The organism is Rhodococcus oxybenzonivorans, assembly GCF_003130705.1.
Taxonomy (GTDB): domain Bacteria; phylum Actinomycetota; class Actinomycetes; order Mycobacteriales; family Mycobacteriaceae; genus Rhodococcus_F; species Rhodococcus_F oxybenzonivorans.
Window position 1 is genome coordinate 20991 of the sequence record NZ_CP021356.1, and the last position, 14281, is coordinate 35271.

Genomic DNA, 14281 nt, shown 5'->3' on the forward strand with positions numbered 1-14281 from the left:
GAGACTTGAACTATTCGGATAAACGCATAATATGGTTCCGGTAGATATTCGTCAACACGAATAGCAGCCGTTGTCGGTTCAGCGGTTGCCCGACCAGGAGGCACCCTCGTGACCTTGACAGATTCCCGCGCCGATCTGGCGATCATCGGTTCCGGCTCGGCGGCGTTCGCCGCCGCCATCGCCGCGGTCAACCTCGGCAAACGGGTGGTGATGGTGGAGCGCGGGACGGTCGGGGGCACGTGCGTGAACGTCGGGTGTGTGCCCTCGAAGGCGCTGCTGGCCGCCGCCGAGGCCCGCCACGCCGCCGAGGCGGCGGGCCGGTTCCCCGGGCTCACCCCCGCCGAGGTGCCGCTGGATTTCCCCGCCCTGATCGCGGGCAAGGACGCGCTGGTCGGGCAGCTGCAGGCGGAGAAGTATGTCGACCTGGCCGCCGACTACGGGTGGGAGATCGTCTCCGGCACCGCGGTGTTCGACGGCAGCGCCGAGGCACCCGTGCTGCGGGTCGCGCGCGCCGAGGGCGGTGTACGGGTGATCGAGGCCGACCAGTATCTGATCGCCACCGGTGCCGCGCCCTGGGCTCCGCCGATCGACGGCCTCGTTGAGGCCGGGTATCTGACCTCGACCACCGCCATGGACCTCCAGCAGCTGCCGGAGTCGCTGATCGTGGTGGGTGCGGGCTATGTGGGGCTCGAGCAGGCCCAGCTGTTCGCCCGCCTGGGCAGCAAGGTCACGGTGATCGCGCGTAGCCGGCTGACCTCGGGTGAGGAACCGGAAATCTCGGCCGCGCTCGAGGCCGTCTTCGCCCACGAGCGCATCGACGTGCTCACCGCCGCCACCGTCGAGAAGGTCCTCGCCGACGACGGGCACAAGGTGGTGACCGTGCGCACCGGCGGCGGCGCCAGCACCGAGCTGCGGGCCGAGCAGGTGCTGATGGCCACCGGCCGCCGCCCCAACACCGCCGGGCTGGGCCTGGATGCGGTCGGCGTCGCCGTCGACGAGCGGGGCGCGGTCGTGGTCGACGACCGCCAGCGCAGCAGCAATCCGCGCATCTGGGCGGCCGGGGACGTGGCCGGGGATCCGCAGTTCGTGTACGTGGCCGCCGCGCAGGGCACCCTGGTCGCCGACAACGCCCTGGCCGGTGCCGATCGCGTCCTGGACTACACCACGGTGCCGCGCGTGACGTTCACCAGCCCCGCGATCGCCTCGGTCGGACTGACCGACGCGCAAGCCGCCGCGGCCGGGCTGGCCTGCCAGTGCCGGGTGCTGGGGTTGTCGAGCGTGCCGCGGGCGCTGGTCAACCGGGACACCCGCGGCCTGGTCAAGATCGTCGCCGAAGCCGGCACCGGCCGGATCATGGGCGTGCACGCCCTCAGCGACGGCGCCGGGGACCTGATCACCGCCGCCACCTATGCGATGACCGCGGGTCTGACCGTCGACCGGCTCGCCCACACCTGGGCGCCGTACCTGACCATGGCCGAAGCGCTGAAACTGACCGCGCAGACTTTCACCACCGACGTCACCAAACTGTCCTGCTGCGCAGGCTGACGCCGTCGGACGGGAGGCAGTGATGAACGGACACATGACGATCGGGGACCTCTCGGCCCGCACCGGGGTGCCGGTGAAGGCGCTGCGCGAGTACACCGACCTCGGCCTGATCTACACCCTGGGCCGCAGCCCGGCCGGCTACCGCCTCTACACCGACGACGCGGAGTGGTGCGTGCGGTTCATCGGCGAGCTGCGCGGCCTCGGGCTCACCATCGCCGAGATCTGCCAGCTCACCTCCACCGACCGTGACGACCACGGCCGTTCGGTCGGCGCCCATCTCGCCGAGCTGCTGCAGCGGTCGCGGCAGCGGCTGCGCCCGATGCCGAGCAGATCCTCGACCGCATCGACGCCTTCGAAACCGCACACCGTGCGCATCTGGCCACCGACGACCTGTGCTGGGCCGGTGACCCGTGCGGATGCGAGCTACGGGCTTGACCCTCACCCCGGGGACAGACCCTACCGTCGGCACCGTCACTGTCCGATCGCCCTCGAGGAGTCCGATCCCATGAGTACCGACAACCTCACTGCCGACGTTTTCGCCAAGATCCTGCCCGCCGGCCGGGACCGGGCGCTGATGCGCGCCGCGCTGCGGCTGCTCGCCCACGGCACCCCGGTCACCGTCACCGAACTCGCCGCCGCCGCGGGAGTGCCCGACCTCGACCCCGCGCAGACGCCGATCGGCGCCGACGTCGAATACGACGAGGCCGGCCGGATCGTCGGCTGGGGCCTGACCCTCAACCCGACCCCGCACCGGTTCAGCGTCGGTGGCCACCAGCTCTACACCTGGTGTGCCCCCGACACCCTCATCTTCCCCGCCGTCATCGGCGCACCCGCCTGCATCGAATCCGACTGCCCGATCACGGGCACCACCGTGCGCCTGACCATCGACCCCGTCACCGGGGTCAGCGACCTGGAACCGGCCACCGCGATGGTGGCCTTCGTCGACCCCGACCGGATCCAGCCCGGTCACCTCCGCGCCACCTGCTGCAACCCGCAGATGTTCCTCGCCACCTCCGACGCCGCCCACCACTGGCAGGCGAAATTCCCAGGCATGACGGTGCTGCCGGTCACCGACGCCTACCACCAGCTCGCCCGCCCCCTCGCCGACGCGATCACCGACCCGACCACGACCACCGGAACCAGCGCCTGCTGCTAGATCGCGCCGCCGCCGATCCGGGCCGGCGCTGCGGGTCAGAACAGGGTGTCCCGCACGCGCAGCGGCCGGTACCCGGTGGGGCCGAGCTGGGCGAGTTCGGCGTCGATGTCGACCTCGATGGCGCCGAAGAAGTTGATGTTCTCGCTGTGGGCCGGGGAGATGTGCGTCAGCACCTCGTCGTCGATGCGCCGCCCGGCCCGCCGCATCTGTTCGGTCGCCAGCCCGTAATACTCTGTGGTCCAGGCGATGACGGCGTTGGTCGCCAACGTGAGGCACCATGCCTGTTCGGTCTGTCCCTCCAGGTGCCTCGCGCGCACGGCGCCTTCGTGCGCGTAGAGCAGGTCGCGGCGGAGCGCGTGCAGGGATTCGCCCTTGTTGAGCTGTCGGGAGATCTTGCGCCGATAGCCCGGGTCGGACAGGTACCGGGCGGCGTAGATCGTGCGCCGCAGCGCCCCGTATTCCTTGAGCGCCGCCGCGAGGGCGTTCTGCCGGCCCGACGCGGAGAGCTTGCCGACCAGCAGCGACGCGGTGGCGTGCCCGAACTTCAGCGACCCGCTCAGCCGGAGCAGGTCGTCGTAGTGCTCGGCGATGAGATCCAGATTCAGCTTGCGGGTCAGCAGCGGCCCGGCGTGCGGGAACGCGGACTCCACCTGGGCCCGAGGCGCCGCCCGATACAGGGTGATCCGGCCCAGGTCCCGGATGCGGGGCGAGAGCTGCAATCCGAGCAGGTCGAACAGCCCGAAGTTCACGAGGGTGACGCCGTGCGTGTCGGTCGCATGCTCGGTGATCGGCAGATCCGTTGCATTGCCGAGGATTTCGTCCAGCACGTAGTGAGCTTCGCGTCTCGTCGCGACGATGACCTTGGTGCCGTAGGTGGCGTGCTGATCGGTGACATGGGTATACGTGCTCAGTCCTTCGTTCGCGAAATAGCGGCTCAACGCTCTGGCGGTGACCGATTTGCCGCGGGTCGGGAACCGTTGCCCATCACTCGACGACAGGGTGCCGGCGCCGAAGACCGGGGTCAGCGGCAGCCTTTGGTGGTAGTCGATGATCGTCAGGTTCGCCGCCCGCAGCGTCTCCTCCCGCACATACCATTCGCTGGTCCAGGCCAGGATGTCGTAGGAGAGGCCCGACGCCTCGGCCATTCGGGTCAGCCCGAGGTTGGTGGAGTAGGCCAGCAGGACGGCGATGAGGTTGCGTTTCAGCTCCGGGCTGCGGGCCTGTTTGCCGCCGGCGTGGGTGAAGCAGTCCAGGTAGCCGGTGCGTTTGTCCAGCTCGATCAGCAGCGACACGATCGGCGCGAACGGCAGCATCTCCGTCAGCTCGGCCTTGAGCGCCGTCGCCTCCGCGGGCACATCCTCCGCCGACAGCGGTGAGATCACCAGGTCACCGGCCTCATCGAGACGGACCGGCCCGTCGCCGCCGGCGAGCACCTTCTCCAACTCGCCCATAGCGGCGTCGAGCTCGTCGGTGGCGGTCGCCAGCGCGCGAGCGGGATCAGCGGACTTGCCGACCAGGCGGCAGAACTCGTCACGCTGCGGCTCCCACGCCTGCGGGGTCAGCAGGTACGCGGCCGGGTCGGCGTAGCGGCGCGACCCCGGCACGAACACATCCCCGCTGCGCAACCCGTCACGCAGCCCCAGCAGCACGCACAGCTCCCAGTAGTGCCGATAGGCGGTGGTGTTACCGGCTTTGCGGGCCTCGTCGAGGTAGCCGCGCCACTTCGTCGGCACGAACCCGGTCGGCGCGTCGTCGGGCACCTTGCGGGTACCGGTCGCGTTCAGCTCCCGCAGCATGTGCACCCCGATCAGCAGCTCGGTCGCGGCGGTGCCGCCGGCGAACCGGACTGTCGACAGCACCTGCGGGGTGAACTGCCGCAGGTAGGAGTACGAGCTGTCCAGAGCGGCCAGGTGCCCGTGATCGCGCGGCAGCCGAGGCTTGGCCTGCGCGACCGCGGCCCGCAACCGCTCCCATCCGATCCGATCGCCCCGGATCAGGCCGCCGATCTCCTCGTCGGGGATCTGCAGGTCACAGACGATCGCCAGCAGGTCGTCGAGCAACCCCTGCCGATCCTCTCCGGCCTTACCGCGCTCGGCCAGCTCGTCGCGCATCCGGCGTTCGGCCTTGCTCAACCTGGCCGAGATCGCCTGATCGAACAGCTGCACCACCTCGTCGAGCACATCGGTGGCCGACTGCGCCAACACGGTGAGCAGAATCGGGTAGCGGCGTTGCGGATCCCGGCGTTCGAGGGCTTGGCCCGTCAAGCGGCGGCCCACCGTCGCCAGGAACCGCCGCCGCTCCGCCGGCAGCACCGACATGTCCAGCTCATCCGCGCCCAGGTTGCGCAGGAACACCAGCTTCTCGACCTCGGCCTTCACCGCGGTCGCCGACGCCTCCACCGGGCCGGTCGACAACCACCGCAACCGCGACATCTCGATCGACGGGTCGACGACCAGCAACGCATCCAGTTCCTTACACCGCTGCGGCGTGAACTCGCGCGCCAACCGGTCGTAGGTCTCCCGCTGCGCCCGCGTGCGAGCGTGCGCGACCCGGCGGACCACCGTTTCCGGGCCCGGCCGGATCACCCGCGCCGAGATCAGGTACTCACACGCCAGCCGGAACAACAGCGTCGGCGAATCGTGCTCCATCGCCCGCGCCAGCAGAAACTCATCCAGCTCCTTCAACTCCATCGCCCCGGCAGGCCGCCACCCCAGATACTGGGCCACCAGCCGCACATGCTCGGTCCGCGTCTGCGCCCGCTTGCCATACGAACGAAGCTGCGCTGCATCGATATTCAGCTGATCCGCCAGCCGGGCCACCGCCACCGGCGGCGCCGACGGCACCTTGTCCGGCACGAACCCCAGCCACGGCAAGGTGCACAACGCCACCGCCAGGCCCAGACGGACCGCAGGGCCCCTGCCCTGCGGAGCAACAAACGCCAGATCCGCCGGGGTCAGCGTGAAGTACCGGAACAACTCCTCACGACTGATCTCCGGGAACTCCCGCAGGCGCTGCAACTCCTCGTCCGCGAATACCCGCGTCGCCACGAACCCCAGCCTCCAACACGCCGACCAACCTCATCGGCAGACAAGCCAAGCACCAACCACCCCGGCCCGCAGCCCGAACCGAGAAATCGCCGCTGACCAGGCACTACGCGAACTTCGTTGTTTTTTGCGCCATTACTACCGGGACCCCCACTTCCGGCCGTGCAGCCGGGGCGGCCCATAAGTGATCTATCCCACTCTCGAAAGATTTGACGGGGCACCTATCGGAAAAGTTAGGTAAGACTGCCACACGGAAGTTTGGTTAGCCTAGCCGAATTGTTCGGTTGTCCAGATCGTCTCGAGGTACGGAGCCCCGTTTGACCCTCTATCTCACCGCACTGAACCCGACCGACGCTGTCACGCATGGCGTTCTGCCCGCCGCCGCCCGGTTGGGCTTGCCGACCGTGGTGCTCACCGATGACCCGGACGCGCACCGTACCCGGTACGCCGACCATCCGCACCCACCGGCGGCCGTGGAGTTGGCGGACGTGCGTGAGGCGGGCTCGGTGGCGGCACGGGTGTTCGCGCTGACCGAGCGTTACGGGGCGGCGACGGCGGTGCTGAGCAACAGCGACCACCTGCAAGCCGCGACCGCGCAGACGGCCGAACTCCTCGGCCTGCCCGGCAAGGACTGGCGGGCAGCGCTGCGCTGTAAGAACAAATATCTCACTCGGCGCGCGTTGACCGAGTCCGCTCTGGACACCGTGGCGAGCGTGGAGATCGGCCCGACGGACGACGTGCGCACCACTGCGGCCGATCTGCCGTTCCCCGCGGTGGTCAAGCCGCGGGAGGGCGTGGCCAGTGAGGACGTCCTGCTCGTCGAGGACCTGGAGGGGCTGGAGGCCGAGGTAGCGCGCGTCCGGGCGCGGCGCGGCGCGATCGCCTTGGTCGCCGAGGAGTATCTGCCCGGGGAGCTCTACACCTACGACACCCTCGGCGACGGTGAGCGGCTGCACCATTTCGGATCCTGGCGAACCACTCTCGGCGCGCCACCGTTCTTCGCCGAGCACCGGCGGGAGTGGCACCCTCGGCTGCCCGCGGCCGTCGAAACCCACCTGCGGGCGCAGCTGGCTGCCCTGGGTGTGGGTTTCGGGGCCTGTCACACCGAATTCGTCATCGACGGCGACCGCGCGCGGATCATCGAGGTCAATTACCGGCTCATCGGCGACACCATGGACCTGATCTGCGCCGAACTGCTCGGCATCGACCTGTTCGCCGAGCTGATCCAGCTTCACCTCGGACGGCCACTGCGCGGCGACCTGCCTGATCCGGTGGACCTGGGGCGACATGCGCGGATCGACTATGTCACCGCGGACCGGGCCGGCACACTCACCGAGGCGCCGCCGCCCCTGCGCACCGCACTGCCGGGCGGGATCAGCCTGGGACATCGGCAGCTCCGCGAGATCGGGGTGAGCGCACCCCTGCACGGCACCAACCGCGACTACCTCTCGGTGGTACACGCCATCGGACCCGCGCCTGACCCGGTGGACGCCGCGGTCGAGGACTACCTGGCCAGCCACACCTGGACGGTGACGGCGTGAGCACACTCGAACTCGCCGTTCCCGACGCCGATGCCGCGCCGGAAGCCGAACTGCTGCTCCGCGTGCTCGACGCCCTGCTACGGGAGGATCACCTCGGAATCCATACCGCCGGGGAACTGACCGGCGGTCCCGGCGACCGGTTCGGGCATTCCCTCTGGTGGCGGGCGCCGTTGCCGGGTGGGCGGATGGTCCACCTGCCGGTGCGTCCGGACGGGTTCCTCGCCGACCACGCATTGGCCGCCGCCATGATCGTGGTCACCGATCCCGCCGGCAGCGTCGACGAAGAGTCGAGCCTGACCGGCGTACTGGCCGCACTGGCTCCCCGCGACGACGCCGACGCCGAGGCCGGGTGGGCGGCCTTCATTGAGGAATGCCGGCAGACCGCCGAGGTGGTCCGGTTGCATGTCACGGCGGAACCTGCCCTGCACGCCCGGGTGGCCACCGCCGCCGGCGACGGGTTCGGCGGGCTGCTGCAGCACGAGGCGCTGGCCGCGCTGCGGGACCATCCCGTGCATCCGACCGGCCGATGCCGCTGGGGCATGACCGCCGGCGAGGTGCGCCGCTATGCCCCCGAATACCTGCCGACCTTCGCGCTGCGCTGGACCGCGGTTCCCCGTGAGCGGATGCGACTGTCCGCCGCGCTGGCGGCCGGGCTGCCCGAGTGGTGGCCGACCACGCAGGCGCTCGGCCTGCCCGCCGATCACATTCCCGTGCCCGTGCATCCCCTCACCGTCGAACGCGAGGGCTTGGTCGTGGCCGCCACGCCCGGCCCGGACGTGCTGCCCACACTCTCTACCCGCACCGTCGCCTTGGCCGGTGACCCTCGTGTGCACCTCAAGCTGCCGTTGCCGACCGCGACGCTGGGGCAGCGCAATCGGCGCACCATCAAACCCGGAACGCTGGCGAACGGGGAAACCGTGCACCAGCTGCTGGCGGCCGTGCTCGAACGCGAAACCACCCTGCACGCACGGGTGTTACTGGCCGACGAGTCCCGTTGGGCGGACAGCGACGACGAACTGCTCGCGTTCCTGATCCGCCTCTACCCACCCGAGGTCGCCGATCACACGCTGGTGCCGGTCGCGGGGCTCCTCGCTGCCGATCCGGCCCGGCCCGGCCACCGAATGATCGATCGGCTGGCCGAGCAGGCCACCGGAGGAGACGTCCTCGCCTGGTTCGATGCATACCTGACCGCACTGTTCGACTGGCACGTGGCGCTGTGGCTGCGTTATGGGATCGCGCTCGAGGCGCACCAGCAGAACATCACGGTGGCGCAGGCACCCGGTGGCGCACTGCGGCTGATCTACAAAGACAACGACAGCGGCCGGATCGATTGCCCACGGCTGTCCGCCGCCCTCGGTCAGACCGTGCGGCCGCAGGACTTCACCGATCCGCGCCTGCCGATCACCGAACCGTCCGAACTGGCCGACATGTTCACCACGATCACCCTGCATCTGTGCGTGGCCGCGCTGATCGTCGAGGAATCCGGCGGCGACCCCCGGCGCCGGCTCGAGCTGTTCGACCTCGCTCGCACCCGGCTCGAGGAGGCGCTGATGCGCTGGCACGACCCCGGCGATCCCGGCTCGCACGCCGCCGCCGCGCTGCTGCGCTCGCGGGTCCTCGACGCCGATCGGCTGCCGATCAAGGCGATGATCACCGCCGGAACCCTGCTGCCCAAACACCGACTCGACTGTTCCGACGTCAACAAGTACTACCTGCGGTGCGGGCCGAACTACCTCAGGGCGGCGCAGCCGTGACACCGTCGGGTCTCCCACCGCTCGAGGCAGTCGACCATCCCACGCCGACCACCGGGCTGCGCCGCGGACACGTCGGAGCCATCGCGGCGTCGCATTGCGCCACCTCCTTCGCCGCGCTGGGCCTGCCGCCCTACCTGTCGCAGTTATTACCCGAACTCGGTGACCCGCACGCGCGGTGGGCCGGACTGCTCTATGTCCTTCCCACCCTCTGCACCGCGCTGTCCGCCCCCGTCTGGGGCCGGCTGGCGGACCGTTACGGGCGCAAGCGACTGCTGGTGCGCGCCCAGCTGGGACTGATGCTGGCGTTCGGGCTGGCGGCGCTGGCGGAGAGCATCACCACGTTGGCCATTGCGCTTGCCGCACAGGGCCTGCTCGGTGGAACCTATTCCGCCAGCACCGGTTACCTGGCCGCGGGATTGCGCGGCCATGCCCTGGCCCGGGGGCTGGCGATGATGCAGATCTCGGCCCGCACCTCGTTGGCGGGTGCCCCGGTCGTGGTCGGAGTGCTCTCCACCACCCTCGATATCCAGCAGATGTACGGGCTGGCCGCATTGTTGCCTGCCGCGGCCGCGGTCGCGGTCATGCTGCTTCCGGAACCGACCGACGGCGGCCAGGCCGATGACCGGGCCGCGGAGACGACACCGCCGCCCGGCGAGAAACAACGACGCATCACCGTCGCCGGCCTGGGCCTGGCCGAGGCCGGGTTCGTGTTGGTCACCGTCGTGACCTACCCGTACTTCCTGCCCCTCCTCGCTCAGGTCGCGCCGGGCCTCCCCCCGGTGGCCGGAGGACTGTTGTTCGCCGCCCCGCACGTGTGCTACATCGTCGCCTCCACACCGGCACTGCGCTGGCTCCGTGACCGCGCCAGGACGGGTTTGATCGCCGGTTACGGTCTCGCCGCCGCCTCCGCGGCGGCGCATCTGGTGCCCGTGCTCATTCCGTCGGCGCCCGGTCTGGTGTTCGTACTGGCCGGACGCGTGCTCCTCGGTGCGGCCCTGACCTTCGGGCTGACGTCGCTGTCACTGCTCGCCGCCGAAGCGGTGGCCTCTCGGCGACCCGGCCAACTGTTCGGCACGGTCGAGGCCTGCTCCAAGGGCGGCGCCGTGGTGGCCGGAGTCAGCGCCTCCGCGCTGGTCGCGGTCGGCGCGGGCGCCCCACTGGTCGTGTCCGTCGCCGCCGGAATCGCACTCGCGGCCGGCGTCACCCGCTTCACCGCATCCCGATCCCCTCTCCCGCACGACGATTCCGAACGGAGTTCGCTGTGACCCACCCTCTCGTTCCCGCCCCGTATCTCACGGTGCCGACCGCCTCGCACACCTCCGCCGACCTGATTTCGGCGCATACGCTCCTCGGCTGCCTCGTTCGTGAGGTAACCGGGCCGGACGGCCAGATCGCGATCGATTCCGACCATCTGCTGATCCGGTTGCCGCACACCGGCGAGCTGCTCCGGGCGCGGCTGCGCCGGACCTCCACCGTGGGCGCGCATCGGTTCGACGGTCCGGTCGAGCAGCACGACGACGGAATCGGTTGGCTTCCGGTCGAACTCGACGCGCTGGCGGCGTTGATCGCCGCCGAACTGACCGCCCGCACCGGTTACGGCAACGACGAATTCGCCGGACAGGTCCGCGCGAGCCGCGATGCGCTGGACGACATCCTCACCGCCCGGCCGGCCGACCCGCAGCGATCGACCACCCAGCCCGCCGCCGACTACCTCGATTCGGAACAGGGACTGATCGCCGGCCATGCCCGTCATCCCGCCCCGAAGTGGCGCTCGGGTGATCCGGGGCAGTGGCGGCGCCATTCCCCGGAGACCCGGACCTGTTTCCCGATGCACTGGCTCGCGGTTCCCGAGGAACTCGTCCACGAGCACGCCGTGGGCGGCGACTTCGACCAGCACGCCGAGACCGCAACACTTCTCGGCCCCGGACACGAACGGGTACCCGCCGGATGCCGCCCACTTCCTGTGCACCCGTGGCAATTCCGGTTGTTGTCCACCGATCCTCGGCTCGGGCCGGTGCTGGGGGCCGCGCTCGCCGGTGGCGCTGTGCACGACCTCGGCCAATGCGGTGCCCCGTTGCATCCGACCGCCAGCGTGCGAACCCTGTACCAACCCGAGGCCGATCTCTTCCTCAAGACGAGCCTGCATGTGCGAATCACCAACTGTTTACGCAAGAACGCATCCTACGAACTCGCCGGCGCCGTCGAGCTGACCCGCCTCCTGACCGAGCCGTTCGCCGAGGTCGCGCGCGCCCACCCCGGGTTCGCGTTTCTTCCCGAACCGGCCGCGCGCAGTGTGGATCTCCCCGACCGGTACGGGTCGGCGCAGGAGCGGCACGAGCTGCTGGAAGGGTTGGGGGTCATTGTCCGCGCAGGGATATCCGGCCACCTCAGCCCAGGCGAGCGGGCGCACCTGGCCGCGACGCTGGCCGCCGCACAACCCGACCCCGCGGGCACCCGAACCCGACTGGCCGATCTCGCCGAGGCCGCCGGCACCGCCGACCCGGTGCACTGGGCCCGCCAGTGGTGGCGACGCTATCTGGCGCTGCTGGTGCCACCGGTGCTCCGCCTGTGGGCCGAGTACGGCATCGTGCTCGAACCTCACCCACAGAATGTGCTGGTGGTGGTCGCCGCCGACGGAATGCCGACCCGGGTGCTGGCCCGCGATCTCGAGGGCACCAAGCTGCTCGCCGACCGGCACACCGCTACCTTGGCGGGACTGCCGTCCGATCTGGCCCACGCCGTGGCCTACGACGAGGAACGCGGCTGGAACCGGATCGCCTACTGCCTGTTCGTCAACCACCTCACCGAGATGGCCGGCGCCCTGGCCGACCTCGCCCACGGGTCCGCCCCGCACATGTGCCGGTTCGAGGACGAGCTCTGGGACATGCTGGGAGACGTGGTCGCCCACGCCAGCGCCGAGCTCGGTCACCCGCCGCGGCTGCGGGCGCTCCTGGCGGGAGTGCCGCTACCGGCCAAGGCCAACCTGCTGGTGCGGTGGGCCCGCGACGCCGACCGCCGTGCCGGGTATGTGGCGTTCGCCAACCCCTTCGGGGCCGATCCGACCGACCCCAACCCTTTCGGAGGCACTCGATGACGCGCACCGCCCCGTATCCCCCGGCCGTCGGCGACGAACCGTACGTGGTCCCCGCCGGGACCCCGGTCACCGCCGCTGTCGCGGCGGCCGCCCGGACCCTGGCCACCGAGGGCGCACTGCCCGCCTATCTCTACGACCTGACGGCTCTCGACGCGCACGTCTCGGCGGTCCGCGCCGCCTTCGACGCCACCGATACCCGGATCGAACTCCTGCACGCGGTCAAGGCCAACCCGGATCCGGAGTTGTTGACGGTCATCGCCCGGCACGTGCACGGCTTGGAAGTCGCCAGCGGCGGCGAACTGGCCCACGTGCGCCGGCACCTGCCCTCCACCCCATTGGCTTTCGGCGGCCCCGGTAAGACCGACGCCGAACTGGCGGCCGCACTGGCCGCCGACGTGGACTGCTACCACGTCGAGAGTCTGCACGAGGCGCGCCGGCTGGACGCCGCCGCCCGGGCCGTCGGCCGAACCGCCCGGGTGCTGCTGCGAGTCAACCTGCCCTCACACTCACCGGCCGGTGGTGATGCCGCCGCCCTGACCATGGGCGGGGTGCCCAGCCCGTTCGGCATGGACCCCGCCGAAGCCGATGCGGTTGCCACCGAACGTGGACAGCTGCCCGGGATCGAGGTGATCGGGATTCACGCCCACCTGGCCAGCGGGCACGACGCCGCCGGCTGCGCCGGCCTCGCCGACACGGTGCTGACCTGGGCCGGGCACTACGCCCACCGGCACGGCCTGGCGCTGCACCAGGTCAACGTCGGCGGCGGTATGGCGGTGGACTATCACCGGCCCGACCGGCTCTTCGACTGGGCGGACTACGCCCGGCGACTCGACCGGATCGTGGCCGCCGCTGCGCCCGATACCGGCCGACCCCTCACCGTGCGCATCGAACCCGGACGCGCGGTGAGCGCCTACTCCGGGTGGTACGCCACCCGCATCCTCGACCTCAAACGCAGCCAAGGCAGCTGGTTCGCCGTCTGCGCCGGAGGCACCCACCACCTGCGCACCCCGGCGGCCAAGGGACACGACCAACCGCTGGCCGTGCTGCCGGTGCGTGCCTGGGACCACCCGTGGCCACGCCCGACGGTCTCCGACGAGGCGATCACCTTCGTCGGCCAGCTGTGCACCCCCAAGGACGTACTCGCCCGCCAGGTACCCGTGCCCACACTGGCGGTGGGCGATCTGGTGGTCTTCGCGATGGCCGGTGCGTACGCGCACAACATCAGCCACCACGACTTCCTCATGCATCCCGCTCCCACGGTCGTGCACCTTCCGCGGCGCCGCGATCCCCATCAACCGGGCTCACGCCCCTAAAGGAGGACGAAAGATGCTGCGCCCCAATGCGGTCAAGCACGCGCTCACGGCAAGCCGGGAGGTGTACGGGCTGTACTGCTCGACCCCCGACCCGGTACCGGTGGAGATGATCGGCTGCACCGGTTACGACTTCGTCATCCTCGACACCGAGCACACCCTGGTCGACCCCCAGCAACTCGAGACGCTCATCCGCGCTGCCGAGGCCGTCGAGCTGACCCCGTTCGTGCGGGTGCCGGAGGCCGATCCCGGCGCGGTGCTGCGGGCACTCGATGCAGGGGCGATGGGAATCGTGGTGCCCCACGTGCGGAATCGGCACAGTGTGGACGAGGCGATTCGGGCGGCCCGGTACCACCCGGAGGGCATGCGTTCGCTCGGCGGCGGTCGCGTGACCGGTTTCGGCCGTATCGACCCGGCCGAGTTCATCCGGCGCGCGAACGCCGAGATCATGGTCATCGCCCTGATCGAGGACGCCGAGGGGGTGGAGGCGATCGACGAGATCCTCACCGGCGGTGGTATCGACCTGGTGCTGCCCGGCCCCGGTGATTTGTCCCAGTCCTACGGCGTGCCCTGGCAAACCCGCCACCCGTTGGTCACGGCGGCTGTCGAACGCATTCACCGGTCCTGTGTCGAACACCGGGTGCCCTTTGCGGCGATGGCACGCACACCGGAGAACCACGCCAGGTGGCGATCGGAAGGGGTGACCGCGTTCGTTCTCGGCGAGGAACGCGACCTCGCCGCGCAGGCCCTGCGCCGGCACCTCGATGTCGTCACCGGGTCCGGCCCGGGCGAGCGGGCCACACCCCCTCCTGCTATGGTAAGTATCCCCTAATTCTC

General features: G+C 70.3%; 9 protein-coding genes and 1 pseudogene. 9 read left to right on the top strand and 1 reads right to left on the bottom strand.

The features are described 5' to 3' along the window. Positions 1-108 precede the first annotated feature (108 nt). The 3 genes and pseudogenes from merA (at position 109) to merB (ending at position 2701) form a co-directional block, all read left to right on the top strand. Positions 109-1545 carry a mercury(II) reductase gene (merA, locus tag CBI38_RS35715; RefSeq protein WP_005195274.1) on the top strand — a complete coding sequence of 479 codons (1437 nt, stop codon included), beginning with the start codon at positions 109-111 and terminating at the stop codon, positions 1543-1545. 34 nt (positions 1546-1579) lie between these two features. Continuing rightward, positions 1580-1980: pseudogene (locus CBI38_RS35720) on the top strand (MerR family transcriptional regulator). Then, positions 1865-2701, top strand: coding sequence for an organomercurial lyase MerB (gene merB / locus CBI38_RS35725; protein WP_367652617.1), 837 nt, complete (start codon positions 1865-1867; stop codon positions 2699-2701). The pseudogene CBI38_RS35720 and the gene merB overlap by 116 nt, the downstream one beginning before the upstream one ends. Before the next feature lie 35 nt (positions 2702-2736). On the opposite strand, the gene CBI38_RS35730 is transcribed toward merB, so the two are convergent. Then, entirely contained in the window at positions 2737-5748 is a 3012-nt protein-coding gene (locus tag CBI38_RS35730) for a Tn3 family transposase (protein WP_005203168.1), read from the bottom strand. A gap of 314 nt (positions 5749-6062) precedes the next feature. Between CBI38_RS35730 and CBI38_RS35735 the strand changes: the two genes are divergently transcribed. The 6 genes from CBI38_RS35735 to CBI38_RS35760 are packed head-to-tail and all read left to right on the top strand — an operon-like array spanning position 6063 to position 14276. Beyond that, the gene (locus CBI38_RS35735; protein ID WP_109336162.1) at positions 6063-7286 is read left to right on the top strand and encodes an ATP-grasp domain-containing protein; all 1224 of its coding nucleotides are present in this window, start codon (positions 6063-6065) and stop codon (positions 7284-7286) included. After that, a complete protein-coding gene (locus tag CBI38_RS35740) occupies positions 7283-9040 on the top strand; it encodes an IucA/IucC family protein (protein WP_230990466.1) in 1758 nt (585 codons plus the stop codon). The genes CBI38_RS35735 and CBI38_RS35740 overlap by 4 nt, the downstream gene beginning before the upstream one ends. Next, the gene (locus tag CBI38_RS35745; RefSeq protein WP_109336353.1) at positions 9037-10305 is read left to right on the top strand and encodes an MFS transporter; all 1269 of its coding nucleotides are present in this window, start codon (positions 9037-9039) and stop codon (positions 10303-10305) included. Before CBI38_RS35740 ends, CBI38_RS35745 begins: the two co-directional genes overlap by 4 nt. Further along, a complete protein-coding gene (locus CBI38_RS35750; RefSeq protein ID WP_109336163.1) occupies positions 10302-12134 on the top strand; it encodes an IucA/IucC family protein in 1833 nt (610 codons plus the stop codon). The genes CBI38_RS35745 and CBI38_RS35750 overlap by 4 nt, the downstream gene beginning before the upstream one ends. Continuing rightward, positions 12131-13447: an alanine racemase gene (locus CBI38_RS35755; RefSeq protein WP_109336164.1), complete on the top strand. Its 1317-nt coding sequence runs from the start codon at positions 12131-12133 to the stop codon at positions 13445-13447. Before CBI38_RS35750 ends, CBI38_RS35755 begins: the two co-directional genes overlap by 4 nt. Before the next feature lie 13 nt (positions 13448-13460). Then, on the top strand, positions 13461-14276 hold the full coding sequence (locus CBI38_RS35760) for an HpcH/HpaI aldolase family protein (protein ID WP_109336165.1): 816 nt from the start codon (positions 13461-13463) through the stop codon (positions 14274-14276). Positions 14277-14281: the final 5 nt, after the last annotated feature.